Origin of the sequence: Rhizobium sp. FKY42 (assembly GCF_005222835.1) — a bacterium.
Taxonomy (GTDB): Bacteria; Pseudomonadota; Alphaproteobacteria; order Rhizobiales; family Rhizobiaceae; genus Neorhizobium.
Genome location: NZ_STGA01000044.1, coordinates 165062 through 178730, shown reverse-complemented (window position 1 = coordinate 178730; position 13669 = coordinate 165062). Strand labels below are relative to the sequence as shown.

The following is a 13669-nucleotide window of genomic DNA, read 5'->3' as shown; positions in this document are numbered from 1 at the left end:
TGCAATGCATTAGAAACACTCGACATTTGATTGGCGAGTGCTACCGTCGAAACCCTGTTTGAGAAGGTGATTTTCGATGGTGGCAGACACTTACCCGCGCAATCTCATTGGCTATGGCCGCAATATTCCGGACCCGAAATGGCCGGGTGGCGCGCGCATCGCGGTCCAGTTCGTGATCAATTACGAGGAAGGCGGCGAAAGTTGCATTCTGGATGGCGATCCGGCGTCGGAAAATCTTCTCTCAGAAATTGTTGGGGCGGCAGCCTGGCCGGGACAACGCAATCTCAACATGGAAAGCATCTATGAATATGGTTCGCGTGCCGGCTTCTGGCGTCTGCACCGCCTGTTCACGGAGCTGAAAGTTCCCTGCACGGTCTATGGCGTGACGCTTGCCATGATGCGCAACCCGGATGCGGTTGCTGCCATGAACGAGGCAGGTTGGGAAATCGCCAGCCACGGCTATCGCTGGCACGAATACAAGGACTATCCGGAAGAACTGGAGCGCCAGCACATTCTGGATGCGGTGCGGCTTCACACCGAAGTTGCTGGTGAGCGTCCGTATGGGATGTATCAGGGCAAGCCCTCCATCAACACGTTGCGGCTGGTGCAGGAGGAGGGCGGCTTCCTCTATTCCTCCGACAGTTATGCGGACGATCTGCCGTTCTGGGTGAAAGGCGTGGATGGCAAACCTTTCCTCATCATCCCCTACACGCTGGATGCCAATGACATGCGGTTTGCCACGCCGCAGGGTTTCAATTCGGGCGACCAGTTCTATACTTACCTGAAGGACACGTTCGACACGCTCTATCAGGAAGGCAAGGAGGGCGCGCCCAAGATGATGTCCGTCGGTCTGCACTGCCGCCTTGTCGGTCGTCCGGGCCGTATCGCCGCGCTGAGGCGCTTCATGGAATATGTGCTCGAACACAAGAAGGTATGGATCCCGAAGCGGATAGAGATTGCCCGCCATTGGCACGAGCACCACAAGCCGGACACGATCTGATCATGACACGGGAAGACTTTGTCGACCGCTTTGGCGGTGTTTTCGAACATTCACCCTTCATCGCTGAACGGGCCTTTGACGATGATCTGGTGCGGGGCGACACCCTGAATTCGCAGCGGGTTCATGCGGCGCTGGTGGCGGTGTTTCGCGTAGCATCCGAGGATGAGCGGTTAGGCGTCCTGCGCGCCCACCCGGATCTCGCGGGCAGGCTGGCGATTGCGGGTGAGCTGACCGAAGACAGCCGGAAAGAACAGGCAGGCGCTGGCCTGGATCGCCTTTCGCCGGAAGAGCATGCCCGCTTCACCGAGCTGAACGACGCTTATACGCAGAAATTCGGTTTTCCCTTCATCATTGCGGTCAAGGGGTTGAACAGGCACGATATTCTGTCTGCTTTCGAGAAGCGGGTGAACAACAGTCGGGAAGAAGAGTTTTCGACTGCTTGCGGGCAGGTGGAGCGTATCGCACTCCTGCGGCTTGAAAGCATGCTGCCTTCCGCATGAGGATGGGGTAGAATGGTCGACAGGAGTTGAACATGCGCCCATCGGAAGTGCTGGAGAAAAACAGGGAGGCGATCCGGGCGCTCGTCGCCCGCCACCGGCTGGCGAACCCTCGCATCTTCGGCTCTGTTGCGCGCGGTGAGGATCGCGACGACAGCGATCTGGATATTCTGGTCGATACACTGGAGGACACCACGCTTTTCGATCTTGGCGGTCTTCAGCACGAGTTGGAGAACCTGCTGCAGATGCGCGTTGATCTTGCAACCAGCAAGGGGCTTCGCCCGAGAGTCCGGGATCGCGTACTGGCAGAGGCTGTTGCGGTATGAGCCGTGCTCAAGAGCGTCTGCTGGAAACGATTGACCAGATGACGCCGGTTTGCGTCGACACAGGTGCCTTCATTGCCGATATGACTGCGGACGATTTTCGAAGCGATATCGTCAAGCAGCGTGCCATAAGCATGAATCTCATGATTATTGGAGGGGCGGCGTCCGATATCCTCAAACGGAACCCGGAATTTGCGGCCGACCATCCAGATCTTGGCTTGTCGGGACTTGTCGATCTTCGCAATCACATACTTCAGGATCTCTCGAATTTTGATCCCAAGGCGCTGTGGGTTGCTGCCAGCCGCACCGTTCCCCAACTCCTTGCCCAGCTTCGCGCTCTGCGCCATATCCATGCCCAAGGTGAATAATTCCAGATGTCCAGAACCCTGCCCATCAAGCCGCTCACTCAAGCCGCGTTTGCGCCCTTCGGTCAGGTGATCGAGGCCGATCCCGCCCGTATGAAGTTCATCAATGGTGGCAATACGGAGCGGTTTCATGCACTGGCAGAAGCGGACATTTCGGGGGAAGGCGCTCGTGTCATCATCAATATCTTCCGAGGCCAGCCTCGGCCCTTCCCGTATACGCTCACGATGATGGAGCGCCACCCGTACGGCAGCCAGAGCTTTTCACCCTTGAATGGTCGTGCCTATCTCGTCGTCGTCTCCGAGGATGATGAAGGCAGACCGGGGGAGCCGCAGGTGTTTCTGGCGCACGGTGACCAGGGTGTGAACTATCGCCGCAATGTGTGGCATCACCCGCTGATGACGATCGGTGAGGTTTCCGATTTTCTGGTCGTTGACCGCGACGGGCCGGGCAACAATCTGGAAGAGTTCTTTTTTGATCAACCCTACAGCATCAGCGAGCCCAGCCTATGACCGGATTGACCACCCATGTTCTTGATACTGCCCTTGGCAAACCGGCGGAAGGTCTAACGATCGACCTTTTCCATCTGCAAGGTGAGGCGCGTCACCATTTGAAGACCGTCATCACCAATTCCGATGGGCGGGTGGATGGCGGTCCGATTCTGGTTGGCGAGACGTTCCGCAAGGGAACCTATGAACTTGTCTTCCATGCCGGTGACTATCTGCGCCGTTCCGGAGCCATCCTTGCGGAACCCGCATTTCTGGATGTCATTCCCATCCGTTTCGGCATCGCGGACGAAAGTGGCCATTACCATGTGCCACTGCTGATCTCGCCTTACGGCTATTCAACCTATCGAGGCAGCTGACATGCGCTTTGCCGCCATCGCCGACATTCACGGGAACTGTGCGGCGCTGGAGGCGGTGCTCACGGATATCGGTCAGCAAGGTATTCCCACCAACGCCATCGTCAATCTCGGTGATTGTCTTTCCGGCCCGCTGGACGCCGGAAAGACCGCGGACCTTCTGCTCTCTCTCGATCTGCCGACAGTCCGAGGCAATCATGATCGATATCTGGTCGAGCAGGCAGTCAGTGACATGGGGCAGTCCGATGCGGCAGCATTTGCGCAACTGACGCCCGAGCATCTGGATTGGCTGCGCAGTCTGCCGGTATCGCTGGTCTGGAAGAACGAGGTCTATCTCTGCCATGCCACACCGCAGGCGGATGATGCCTATTGGCTCCAGACCGTCAGCGGAGATGGATACGTCTATCAAAAAGCGCGTGCGGATATCGAGGCGCTTGCCGATGGAATCTCCCAATCGCTGATCCTGTGTGGCCATTCGCATGTGCCGCGCGCCGTAATGCTTTCCAATGGGCGGTTGATCGTCAATCCCGGCAGCGTTGGCTGTCCCGCCTATTCCGACGAGGAGCCCGTGCCGCATCGGGTGGAAACCGGTTCCCCGCTTGCCTCCTATGCAATCTGTGAACGGGTGGAGGGAAAATGGAGCGTTACCTTTCGACTCGTTGCATATGATCATCTGCACCAGTCCGCGATTGCTGAGGCCAACGGTCGTCCGGAATGGGCGGCTGCACTCGCCACCGGCTGGCTTTCGTAAGCGAATAGTGGTTTGCGCAAACGCAGCGGTGACCAGTGCAAAGGTCAACGCATTGTACGCTTAGGTGTGTCCCTATATTTTTAAAACCGCAGGTCGTAATTCTGCGGTTTTTTATATGGGGGATTTTTCCATGGAAGATATTTCAGTTGCTCAGGCGCTGGCTGAATTCGCGCAACGCCACTCGGGCGTCATTATCGAATCCACATCCGCGACTGTGGTCATCTATACAGGTGATCTTTATAACGTCGTAGGGAGTACCCCTGATCCCAAAATCAATGGGGTGACGTGGAAACAGCTGCTGATCAACAATGGAATTGGCACCAATTCCAACGATCACTGCTATGCGACATCGCCTTTGCCGACGGGAACGTCATCGCATCCGAATTTCAGTGTCGGTGGCCACATGACACCGAACAGCGATGGTTCAGTGACCACGGGCGGCGATTGCTATCTGATGCCGCTTTGCTACTGGCACAACAGCACGTCCAACAACGGTGTTGCGTTTCCGCATTCTCCGGACACGATGTTGCAACTGTCTGGCTACATGCAGAGTGATCTGGCCGCAACCTTCGTGGCACGCATGCCGAGCGCAGCGCCCTATACGCTTGTGGGGGCGCATGATGGCAATGTCTTCACCGCCGATGTGGCGGGACCGGATGTTGCATCGTCCTGGGTTGGTCAGAAGGACGCCGCAACCGGCGGAGCGTTCCCGCAACATTACATCCTCTTCCGTCAGATCCGGGAGAAGGGTCTTATCAAGTATGTTATCGAGGACGCACGCGTTGCGGACACGGCGTCCAAGTAATTGAGTTGAAACTGGCATCCCCGCATTCCGCCATGCGATCAGTTGAATGCGGGGGGCATTAATCTCAATAAGGGTTGTGAGCCAATATGCTGCGATCGACCGCCTGAATATCGCGCTTGCCGCAGAGCGCCATGGTGACATCCAGTTCCTTGCGAATGATGCTCAGAGCAAGATCGACCCCTTCTTTACCCATGGCACCGAGACCATAGAGGAAGGGGCGACCGATATAGGTGCCGCGCGCGCCGAGAGCCACCGCCTTCAGCACATCCTGGCCAGACCGAATACCGCCATCGACATGAATTTCGATACGATCGCCCACGGCAGCCACGATCTTCGGCAGCATGCTGATGGAGGATGGCGCGCCATCCAACTGGCGGCCGCCGTGATTTGAAACGATGATGGCGTCCGCTCCGGTATCGGCGGCGGCGCGGGCGTCTTCCTCATCCAGAACGCCCTTGATGATGAGCTTGCCGCCCCACTGCTGCTTGATCCACTCGATGTCTTTCCAGGAAAGACGCGGATCGAACTGTTCCGCCGTCCAGGACCCGAGTGACGAGAGATCGGATACATTCTTGGCATGGCCGACGATGTTGCCGAAGGTGCGGCGCTTCGTGCCCAGCATGCCAAGGCACCATTGCGGGCGCGTTGCCATCTGCCATACGTGCTTGGGCGTGAATTTCGGCGGTGCCGAAAGCCCATTGTGAAGATCCTTGTGGCGTTGGCCAAGGATCTGCAGATCGGCGGTCACGACCAGTGCCGAGCAACCGGCTTTCTTTGCACGATCGATCAGGTTCTGGACGAAATCACGATCCCGCATCACATAGAGCTGGAACCAGAACGGCTTGGTCGTAACGGAGGCCACATCCTCGATCGAGCAGATGCTCATGGTTGACAGTGTGAAGGGAACGCCGAATTCTTCCGCCGCTTTCGCCGCTAGCATTTCACCATCCGCATGCTGCATGCCGGTGAAGCCCGTCGGCGCCAGAGCCACCGGCATGGCGACGTCATGACCGATCATGGTGCTCTTCAATGACCGGTTGGTCATGTCGACCATGACACGCTGACGCAGCTTGATGGCTGCGAAGTCGTCTTCGTTTGCCCGATAGGTGCCTTCCGTCCAGGAGCCGCTATCCGCGTATTCAAAGAACATTTTCGGCACGCGGCGGCGCGCAAGCGCCTTTAGATCGGCAATCGTCAGCGGGGCAGTCATAGGTCTTCATTTCCTCCAGATGGTTGTTCAACAACTAGCATAAGCGCGGTCTGAAGGAAGCAAAAAGTATGATTTGGGAGGCCTTTGCTGCTTACCTAACTCCGAGGTTTCATCGCTTTTCCGGCCACATAGGTTTCCACCACTGCACGGTCGTCGCCCAGCGTTTGTAGCAGGAACAGCTCTTCGTGCAGAGTGCTGACGGTTTCCATACGCAGCCGCATGGCAGGCGTTGCAGAGGCGTTCAGCACCACGACATCGGCATCGGTGCCTTCCCCCAGCGTGCCGATCCGGTCTACCAGCGAAAGCGCTTCCGCGTTGCCGCGCGTCATCAGGTAGAAGCTCTCCAGCGGGTTCAGCCGCTCGCCTAGCAATTGCTGGATCTTGTAGGCCTCATCCATGGTCTTGAACATGGAGTAGCTGGAGCCACCGCCAATATCCGTTGCCACGCCCACGCGCACAGGCTTTTCCCGGCGTCTTATTGCCTTCAGCGGGAAGAGACCGGAACCGAGGAAGAGGTTTGAAGTGGGGCAGTGCACCGCAATGGATCCGGTCTCCGACAGCACATCCGCCTCGCGTTCCGACAGATGGATGGCATGGCCGAGCAGTGTCTTATTGCCCAGCAGGCCATAGCGGGCATAAATATCGGTGTAATCGGTCGCGTCCGGGTAGAGCTCGCAGGTAAAACGGATCTCGTCATGGTTCTCGGACAGATGCGTCTGGATATGCAGATCCGGGAATTCTGTCGCCAGCGCCTGGGCTGCGCTCATCTGTTCCGGTGTCGAGGTGATGGCAAAGCGCGGCGTGATCGCCACATGGTTGCGTCCCTTGCCATGCCATTGCTCAATCACGGCGCGGGTCTCGTCATAGCCAAGCTGCGGCGTATCCAGAAGACCTTGCGGCGCATGGCGATCCATCATCACCTTGCCGCCAACCATCAGCATGTTGCGCTTCATGGCCTCACCGAAGAAGGCATCGGCCGAAGCTTTATGGACAGAGCAATAGGCAACGGCGGTGGTGGTGCCCTGCCGAAGAAACTCATCATAGAAATGCATGGCGATGCGTTCAGCATGGGCCGTTTCCACAAAACGGCATTCTTCGGGGAAGGTATAGGTGTTCAGCCATTCCAGCAGGTTGGCGGCGTAGGAGGCAATCACCTGCATCTGCGGAAAGTGCACATGAGTATCGATAAGGCCCGGCAGGATGAGATGCGGTCGATGGTCCACTTCCTCCACGCCTTCCGGTGCAGCAGCCCTTACCTGCGTATAGCTGCCCACCTTCGCGATGCGTCCGTCCTGCACCAGAAGGCCGCCATCTTCCTCATAGAGATAGCTTGCCGCGTCGGTGAGGCTTTCCGGCGCGCGGTGAAAGGAAAACAGGCGTCCGCGAAGAAGAGTAGATGTCATCTTATTGTGTTGCTCCGGCGCCCTTCACGGCGCTTTCGTACCAGGCCGTCAGCAGCTTGCGCTCCTCAGGCGAAATTTCTGTCACGTTTCCCGGCGGCATAGCGTGGCTGCGTCCGGCCTGAATATAGATCTCGTGCGCGTGGCGGGCGATTTCGGCGTCTGTTTCGAACTTCACATCCTTGGGCGCAAAGCGAATGCCTTCCCAGACCGGTTCTGCCGCATGGCACATGGAACAGCGGCCCTGCACGATTTCCTTGGCCTTCCCGAAATGCGCATCGGCCACGAATTGCTGCTGCGTGGGGGAAAGCACCGCCGCCTGCTTCTCACCCGTCAGCACCTTCGGCACAGTGGAAAGCCACATGATGAGGATGAAGAGAAGCACCGTGACGAGCCATGTCCAGGTTGGCTTTCCCTTGCGGGCGTGGGTGGTGTTGAACCAGTGCCGGATGGTGACGCCCATCAGAAACACCAGAGCCGCAATAACCCAGCTGAACTGCGTGCCGAAGGCCAGCGGATAATGGTTCGACAGCATGAAGAAGATGACGGGCAGGGTGAGATAGTTGTTGTGCAGCGAGCGCTGCTTGGCGATGCGGCCATATTTCGGGTCCGGCGTGCGGCCAGCAATCAGATCCGCGACCACGATCTTCTGGTTCGGGATGATGATGAAAAAGACGTTGGCCGACATGATGGTGGCGGTGAAGGCACCAAGATGCAGGAAGGCAGCGCGACCGGTAAAGATCTGCGTATAGCCCCAGGCCATGGCGACCAGCACCACATAGAGAATTGCCATCAACCCCCAGGTATTCTCGCCAATCGGAGATTTGCAGAGCAGGTCATAAATAAGCCAGCCGATGGAGAGCGAGGCCAGCGACAACAGGATCGCCTGCCATGGTGCAAGCGGCAGAACCTCGTGATTGATGAGGAAGAGATCCGCTCCGCCGTAATAGACCACGCACAGCATGGCAAAGCCGGAGAGCCAGGTGACGTAGCTTTCCCATTTGAACCATGTCAGGTGTTCGGGCATCTGCGCGGGTGCCACCAGATATTTCTGTATGTGATAAAAGCCGCCGCCATGCACCTGCCATTCTTCGCCATAGGCTCCCGGCGGCAGATGCGGCCGCTTCACCAGCCCGAGATCCAGCGCGATGAAATAGAAGGATGAGCCAATCCACGCGATTGCGGTGATAACGTGCAGCCAGCGCACGGCGAAACTCAGCCATTCCCAGGCTATGGCATATTCATACATTTCGGTTTTCCCGATTCATTCCCCGACATGATACTTTGCGAAAATTCTGAAACGAAGGAAAGCGGAAAGGGTGCATTGCAGCAGATATTCAGCTTTGTTTGTATTCGCGGCTGCTACGGGGCGCAATTTTCAGGGGGCAGGATGCTCGCGTTTGGTGAAAGCTCCTGCGGCAGCAGTCTCAGGTCGTTTGCCAGCTTCTTCGGCAGCCACTCGCGAAAGGCCTGAATCTTCGCCAATCTGCGGCGGTTTTTGGGATAGATGAGCCAGTATTTCAGGTTATCGAGCATGTAGGTGTCGAAGGGTGCGATAAGTCTGCCAGCGTCAAGTTCCTCACGGTGGAAGAACGGGCTCAGCAGCGCGACACCATTGCCTGCTATCGCGGCATTGCCTTCGAGATCCAGAGCGCCAAAAGTGTCGATGGTGGTCATGTTAGTCTCTGGATTTTCTACGCCCACTTTCCTGAACCAGGCCTGCCACCACGTTCCACCGCCAATGATCAGTGGTAATCTCAGAAGGTCGGATGGGTTCTGCAAGCCGCCAATGCTTTCCGCCAATCGTGGACTGAGCATTGGTGCGAAGTGAATACGAAAAAGCTCAAGCGCCTCCGCATCTGCGGGAGGGATGTCACCCCGCCAAATGAACACATCGGCATTGTCAGTTCTAAAATCGACCGGTTTCTCTGCACGCATGATGCGAACCGCCAGACCGGGATGGGAAAGTTGAAACGACCCGATATGGCGGGCGAGCCAATGGGAGGCGAAGGTTGGCGTAGAGCGGATTTCCAGCACGCCTTCTGCCTCGTGCTTCGCGTCGGCTATTGCTTCGGACAGCATTGAAAACGCATCCGTCACCTTCGGGATCAGAAGTTCACCGGTCGCCGTCAGCGATATGCCGCGTGCCTCCCGCACGAAAACGGCCCGCTCGAGATGATCTTCCAGCAGTTTTATCTGATAGCTCACAGCGGTCTGGGTCATGCCCAGTTCTGCACCAGCCTTCGTGAAGCTGCCACAGCGTGCGACCGCCTCGAAGACGCGCAGCGCATTGAGCGGCAATTGTCGCGACAGTTTCATCGATAAGTTCTCTTTCTGGATCGCTCGTCAGATTGAATTGGTAGAGCGCAGGAAACGGGTGGTATGTCATCGGATATGGGCTCATTTGTCGAGCCAGACATGAAAAAATCTAGTGTTGGAGGCCATCATGGCGGTCTGGACCTTTGGTTCTGCCCGGCGCAAAACTGCGTTCCGGAATTGGTGCACGCATCTCATGGGCAGGCTGTTGCGCTTGCCCTCGGAGGAGATGGAATCGGTGCCTGACGAGCTACAGCAGGATCTCGCGATCAGTGTAGGAGATCTCCGTTCCGATCGACTACGCGGGGATTTATGGAAGCGCATCGTTGAGCGCAGGCTGCCGCCTTTATAAGCCGAGGTCTGTGGTACGGCGCCCATAGGTCTCCAGCAGTTCCGCGGCCACCAGCGCCGCAATCACCGCCGGGCGCTTGTCGCGGACCATCGTGCCGCCGATGGGGAGGACCAGTTTTTCGGCTGACACGGTGCCGTCTGTCTCGCGCTGCAGCCAGCTTTTGAAGGTCGCCCTTTTGGTGGATGAGCCGATCATGCCAACATAGGCCAGATCATTACGGGCAAGGGCTTCCTTTGCGATGAGGAAATCCAGCGCGTGATCATGGGTGAGGATGATCACGGCGGTGCCTGCTGGTAGATCTTTGATCAAGGATTCCGGCATGGCCATGTGTCTGGATGATATGTTCGGCGGAAGTTCCTCCAGCGCTTCGGCGCGTGTCTCCACGACCGTTACCTGAAAGGGCAGGGGCGAGAGAGCAAGGGCAAGTGCCTTTCCCACATGCCCCGCGCCGAACAGCAGGACCTGCGGGTTGGCGCCTGACTCTGCGGCAAACCGTGACTCAAGGTCAGCTGCCAGCTGTGGCGTCATATTCTGGAAGGAGAGCAGGGTGCGGCCGCCGCAGCATTGACCGATTTCCGGCCCGAGAGGCACATCCATCTGCGGCAGGCCGCTGCCGGTGAGGAGGGCGCGTGCATTGTCGATGGCCATGAATTCCAGCTGCCCGCCGCCGATGGTGCCGAAGCATTCCGCCTCGGAGACCAGCATGAACGCGCCTTCCTCCCGCGGCGTCGAGCCCTTCGCGCTGGCAACGGTCACAAGAACGGCGTTGGGGTTACGGCTGAGGAATATCGATAAGCTGCTCATCTAGGTTCACTTCCCTGCGTCCCTCGTGAGCTTGAGGCAGACTGCACCCCCCTCTGTCCTGCCGGACATCTCCCCCTCAAGGGGGGAGATCGACTTGGGGCGCCCTCCCGTTCACATCTAGTCTTCTGGCTGTTTTGTGATGTTGAAACCTTCGCTTGGCATTGCTGTAGGAGCGAGCGGGCAACCGTTCTGCTGATCTCCCCCCTTGAGGGGGAGATGTCCGGCAGGACAGAGGGGGGTAAAGCTCCGACTTCGACGCTACGATTCATCAAAGTGATCAATCCCGATAACCTTCAGTATATGCGTGCAAACATCATCTGTTTGATTGAGCACTTCATCATTGGTGAAGCGGATTACCTGCCATCCGAGCGCCGACAGTTCTAAATCCCGGCGTTCATCTCGTGCAATCTGTTGATCCATCGAATGTGTGGCACCATCGATTTCAATAATCAGCTTGTGCTTGGGGGCATGCAAAATCTGCAATATAGCCGTTAATCGGCATCTGTCGCCGAAAGCTTAAGCCCATCAATCGGTGCGCGCGCACAGCGTTCCAGAATTTCAGTTCCGGTTCAGTCAGCGCCCGACGCATGCGTCGTGCATTTTGACGATTGCGAACCGGAACCTCGAAATGCGGCATGGCTGATCCCGTCACATCGCCTTCAACCGCTCCACGGCCATCAGAACCCGTTCGGGCGTGGCGGGTGCATCGAGCCGCGGGCATACGCTGTAATCCGCGATCGAGGCAACGGCCATCGAGAGCGCCTCAAGCACCGAGATACCCAGCATGAAAGGGGGTTCGCCAACTGCCTTGGAGCGTCCGATGGTGGCTTCCTTGTTCTCAGACCATTCCGCCAGCTTGACGTTGAAGATCTTCGGGCGGTCGGAGGCGAGAGGGATCTTGTAGGTGGAGGGCGCATGCGTGCGCAGGCGGCCCTTTTTGTCCCACCACAATTCCTCCGTCGTCAGCCAGCCCATGCCCTGCACGAAGGCGCCTTCCACCTGGCCGATATCGATCACCGGGTTCAGCGACTTACCGACATCGTGGAGGATATCGGTTCTGTCCACCAGATATTCGCCGGTCAGCGTATCAATGGACACCTCGGAACAGGCCGCGCCATAGGCGAAGTAGTAGAAGGGACGCCCTTTGCCCGCCGCGCGATCCCAGTGGATCTTCGGCGTCTTGTAGAAGCCGGCGGCCGAAAGCTGCACGCGGTCGTAATAGGCTGCGCGCACCAGAGTATCGAAAGGCACAATGTCCTCGCCCACCCGTACGCGATTGGGAAGGAATTCGACCTGATCCTTCTCGACCTTCCACTGGCGGCAGGCGAAATCAATCAGCCGTTCCTTGATCTGGCGCGCTGCATCATAGGCTGCCATGCCGTTCAGATCCGAGCCGGAAGAGGCGGCGGTGGCGGATGTATTCGGCACCTTGCCCGTGGTCGTGGCGGTGATCTTCACGCGGTCGATATCGACGTTGAACGTATCGGCCACCACCTGCGCCACCTTGGTATAAAGCCCCTGGCCCATTTCGGTGCCACCATGGTTCAGGTGGATGGAGCCATCCTGATAAATGTGGACCAGCGCGCCTGCCTGATTGTAGGCGGTCATGGTGAAGGAGATGCCGAACTTGACCGGCGTCAGGGCAATGCCCTTGCGGATGACAGGGCTGTTTTCGTTGAATTCGACAATGGCCTGACGTCGCGCACGGTAATCGCTGGAGGCCTCCAGTTCTTCCACGAGCTTCAGGATGATGTTGTCTTCCACCTCCTGATGATAGGGCGTCAGCGTGCGGCCAGAGCCGGGCTCACCGTAAAAGTTCAGCTTGCGAACATCCAGCGGATCCTTGCCGACTGCATAGGCGATTTCCTCGATGATACGCTCACCGCCCACCATGCCTTGCGGGCCGCCAAAGCCGCGGAAGGCGGTGTTGGAGCAGGTGTGTGTCTTCAGCGGCTTCGATGTCAGATGCACATGCGGATAGAAATAGCTGGAATCCGCATGGAAAAGCGCGCGATCGGTCACGGGGCCAGAAAGATCCGAAGAGAAACCGCAGCGTGCCGCATAGGTGGCGTCCACCGCATGGATGCGGCCTTCCTCATCGAAGGCGACGTCGTAATCAACGCGGAAGTCGTGGCGCTTGCCGGTCACCATCATGTCCTCATCCCGGTCGGGACGGAATTTGACGGCGCGGTTCAGCTTCTTCGCGGCGACCGCTGCCAGGCAGGCGAAATGCGCGCCCTGCGTTTCCTTGCCGCCGAAACCGCCGCCCATGCGGCGCGTCTTCACCTCAACCGCATTGTTGGCGCAGCCCAGAACATGCGCCACCATGTGCTGCACTTCACTCGGATGCTGGGTGGAGGACCAGACGAGAATATCCTCGTCTTCACCCGGAATGGCCATCGCGATCTGGCTTTCCAGATAGAAATGTTCCTGGCCGCCGATATACATCTGGCCCTGAACGCGAAGCGGCGCCTTTTCGATTTCCGTTTCCGGCTCGCCCCGTCTCAGAGTCATGGGTTTGACCACAAGCGGTGCGTCATTTTCCAGAGCGCTGTCGATATCGGTCCAGTGCGGCAGGTCGCGATACTCGATTTTCGCAAGCCGCGCTGCACGACGAGCCTGCTCTCGGGTTTCTCCGATCACGATGAAGATGGGCTGGCCGTGGAATTCGATCTTGTCCGTCGCCAACAGTGCCTCGTCGCCGCTGCCGTTGGAGGATACATCGTTGACGCCGGGAATGTCTTCCGCCGTCAGAACCGTTACCACACCCGGAGCAGTTTTGACCGCAGCGAGATCAATGGACAGGATTTCAGCATGGGCACGGTCGGCCATACCCAATGCTGCATGCAGTGTGCCTGCGGGTTCGGGAATATCGTCAATGTATTCGGCTGTGCCCGTAACATGCTTGTGCGCGGAATCATGGCGCAGCGAAGTGTGCATCGGGCCGTTGATGGTGTTCTTGGCTTCGAAGGTGGTGGTATCCATG

At 57.9% G+C, this 13669-nt stretch carries 16 protein-coding genes; 8 read left to right on the top strand and 8 right to left on the bottom strand.

Annotated elements, in window-relative coordinates:
* The first annotated feature begins 76 nt into the window (after positions 1-76).
* The 8 genes from puuE (at position 77) to E8M78_RS17025 (ending at position 4601) form a co-directional block, all read left to right on the top strand.
* Positions 77-1000: an allantoinase PuuE gene (gene puuE, locus E8M78_RS17060; RefSeq protein ID WP_137136181.1), complete on the top strand. Its 924-nt coding sequence runs from the start codon at positions 77-79 to the stop codon at positions 998-1000.
* Positions 1000-1500 (top strand): 2-oxo-4-hydroxy-4-carboxy-5-ureidoimidazoline decarboxylase, encoded by a 501-nt coding sequence (gene uraD, locus E8M78_RS17055; protein ID WP_137136312.1) that lies wholly within the window; start codon positions 1000-1002, stop codon positions 1498-1500. Before puuE ends, uraD begins: the two co-directional genes overlap by 1 nt.
* A gap of 32 nt (positions 1501-1532) precedes the next feature.
* Complete coding sequence (locus tag E8M78_RS17050) at positions 1533-1823, top strand: nucleotidyltransferase family protein (RefSeq protein WP_137136180.1); 291 nt, start codon at positions 1533-1535, stop codon at positions 1821-1823.
* Positions 1820-2188 carry a HepT-like ribonuclease domain-containing protein gene (locus E8M78_RS17045; protein ID WP_137136179.1) on the top strand — a complete coding sequence of 123 codons (369 nt, stop codon included), beginning with the start codon at positions 1820-1822 and terminating at the stop codon, positions 2186-2188. Before E8M78_RS17050 ends, E8M78_RS17045 begins: the two co-directional genes overlap by 4 nt.
* Before the next feature lie 6 nt (positions 2189-2194).
* The gene (locus tag E8M78_RS17040; protein WP_137136178.1) at positions 2195-2695 is read left to right on the top strand and encodes an ureidoglycolate lyase; all 501 of its coding nucleotides are present in this window, start codon (positions 2195-2197) and stop codon (positions 2693-2695) included.
* The gene (uraH, locus tag E8M78_RS17035; RefSeq protein WP_137136177.1) at positions 2692-3048 is read left to right on the top strand and encodes a hydroxyisourate hydrolase; all 357 of its coding nucleotides are present in this window, start codon (positions 2692-2694) and stop codon (positions 3046-3048) included. Before E8M78_RS17040 ends, uraH begins: the two co-directional genes overlap by 4 nt.
* Position 3049: 1 nt before the next feature.
* Entirely contained in the window at positions 3050-3796 is a 747-nt protein-coding gene (locus E8M78_RS17030) for a metallophosphoesterase family protein (protein ID WP_137136176.1), read from the top strand.
* A gap of 130 nt (positions 3797-3926) precedes the next feature.
* The gene (locus E8M78_RS17025; RefSeq protein WP_137136175.1) at positions 3927-4601 is read left to right on the top strand and encodes a hypothetical protein; all 675 of its coding nucleotides are present in this window, start codon (positions 3927-3929) and stop codon (positions 4599-4601) included.
* Between the two features lie 64 nt (positions 4602-4665).
* Here the strand turns inward: E8M78_RS17025 and E8M78_RS17020 are convergent, their stop codons facing one another.
* The 8 genes from E8M78_RS17020 to xdhB all read right to left on the bottom strand — a co-directional run bounded on the left by E8M78_RS17020 (position 4666) and on the right by xdhB (position 13668).
* On the bottom strand, positions 4666-5811 hold the full coding sequence (locus tag E8M78_RS17020; protein ID WP_137136174.1) for an alpha-hydroxy acid oxidase: 1146 nt from the start codon (positions 5809-5811) through the stop codon (positions 4666-4668).
* Between the two features lie 95 nt (positions 5812-5906).
* The gene (gene guaD / locus E8M78_RS17015) at positions 5907-7214 is read right to left on the bottom strand and encodes a guanine deaminase (RefSeq protein WP_137136173.1); all 1308 of its coding nucleotides are present in this window, start codon (positions 7212-7214) and stop codon (positions 5907-5909) included.
* 1 nt (position 7215) lies between these two features.
* Positions 7216-8460, bottom strand: coding sequence for a urate hydroxylase PuuD (puuD, locus tag E8M78_RS17010; protein WP_137136172.1), 1245 nt, complete (start codon positions 8458-8460; stop codon positions 7216-7218).
* A gap of 113 nt (positions 8461-8573) precedes the next feature.
* Positions 8574-9530 (bottom strand): LysR substrate-binding domain-containing protein, encoded by a 957-nt coding sequence (locus tag E8M78_RS17005; RefSeq protein ID WP_137136171.1) that lies wholly within the window; start codon positions 9528-9530, stop codon positions 8574-8576.
* A gap of 343 nt (positions 9531-9873) precedes the next feature.
* Positions 9874-10683, bottom strand: a complete 810-nt coding sequence (xdhC, locus tag E8M78_RS17000) for a xanthine dehydrogenase accessory protein XdhC (protein WP_137136170.1) — start codon at positions 10681-10683, stop codon at positions 9874-9876.
* 258 nt (positions 10684-10941) lie between these two features.
* Positions 10942-11166: a DUF559 domain-containing protein gene (locus tag E8M78_RS24150; RefSeq protein ID WP_348640124.1), complete on the bottom strand. Its 225-nt coding sequence runs from the start codon at positions 11164-11166 to the stop codon at positions 10942-10944.
* Complete coding sequence (locus E8M78_RS24145) at positions 11126-11272, bottom strand: DUF559 domain-containing protein (protein ID WP_348640126.1); 147 nt, start codon at positions 11270-11272, stop codon at positions 11126-11128. The genes E8M78_RS24150 and E8M78_RS24145 overlap by 41 nt, the downstream gene beginning before the upstream one ends.
* A gap of 59 nt (positions 11273-11331) precedes the next feature.
* Positions 11332-13668, bottom strand: a complete 2337-nt coding sequence (gene xdhB, locus E8M78_RS16985) for a xanthine dehydrogenase molybdopterin binding subunit (protein ID WP_137136169.1) — start codon at positions 13666-13668, stop codon at positions 11332-11334.
* Position 13669: the final 1 nt, after the last annotated feature.

Excerpts from the sequence above, each read along its gene's own strand:
- guaD (WP_137136173.1), bottom strand. The coding sequence starts at position 7,214 with ATGACATCTACTCTTCTTCGCGGACGCCTGTTTTCCTTTCACCGCGCG.
- xdhB (WP_137136169.1), bottom strand. The coding sequence starts at position 13,668 with ATGGATACCACCACCTTCGAAGCCAAGAACACCATCAACGGCCCGATG.
- E8M78_RS17020 (WP_137136174.1), bottom strand. The coding sequence starts at position 5,811 with ATGACTGCCCCGCTGACGATTGCCGATCTAAAGGCGCTTGCGCGCCGC.
- E8M78_RS17045 (WP_137136179.1), top strand. The coding sequence starts at position 1,820 with ATGAGCCGTGCTCAAGAGCGTCTGCTGGAAACGATTGACCAGATGACG.
- uraH (WP_137136177.1), top strand. The coding sequence starts at position 2,692 with ATGACCGGATTGACCACCCATGTTCTTGATACTGCCCTTGGCAAACCG.
- E8M78_RS17050 (WP_137136180.1), top strand. The coding sequence starts at position 1,533 with ATGCGCCCATCGGAAGTGCTGGAGAAAAACAGGGAGGCGATCCGGGCG.
- puuE (WP_137136181.1), top strand. The coding sequence starts at position 77 with ATGGTGGCAGACACTTACCCGCGCAATCTCATTGGCTATGGCCGCAAT.
- E8M78_RS17040 (WP_137136178.1), top strand. The coding sequence starts at position 2,195 with ATGTCCAGAACCCTGCCCATCAAGCCGCTCACTCAAGCCGCGTTTGCG.
- puuD (WP_137136172.1), bottom strand. The coding sequence starts at position 8,460 with ATGTATGAATATGCCATAGCCTGGGAATGGCTGAGTTTCGCCGTGCGC.
- E8M78_RS17005 (WP_137136171.1), bottom strand. The coding sequence starts at position 9,530 with ATGAAACTGTCGCGACAATTGCCGCTCAATGCGCTGCGCGTCTTCGAG.
- E8M78_RS17025 (WP_137136175.1), top strand. The coding sequence starts at position 3,927 with ATGGAAGATATTTCAGTTGCTCAGGCGCTGGCTGAATTCGCGCAACGC.
- E8M78_RS24145 (WP_348640126.1), bottom strand. The coding sequence starts at position 11,272 with ATGCGTCGGGCGCTGACTGAACCGGAACTGAAATTCTGGAACGCTGTG.
- E8M78_RS17030 (WP_137136176.1), top strand. The coding sequence starts at position 3,050 with ATGCGCTTTGCCGCCATCGCCGACATTCACGGGAACTGTGCGGCGCTG.
- xdhC (WP_137136170.1), bottom strand. The coding sequence starts at position 10,683 with ATGAGCAGCTTATCGATATTCCTCAGCCGTAACCCCAACGCCGTTCTT.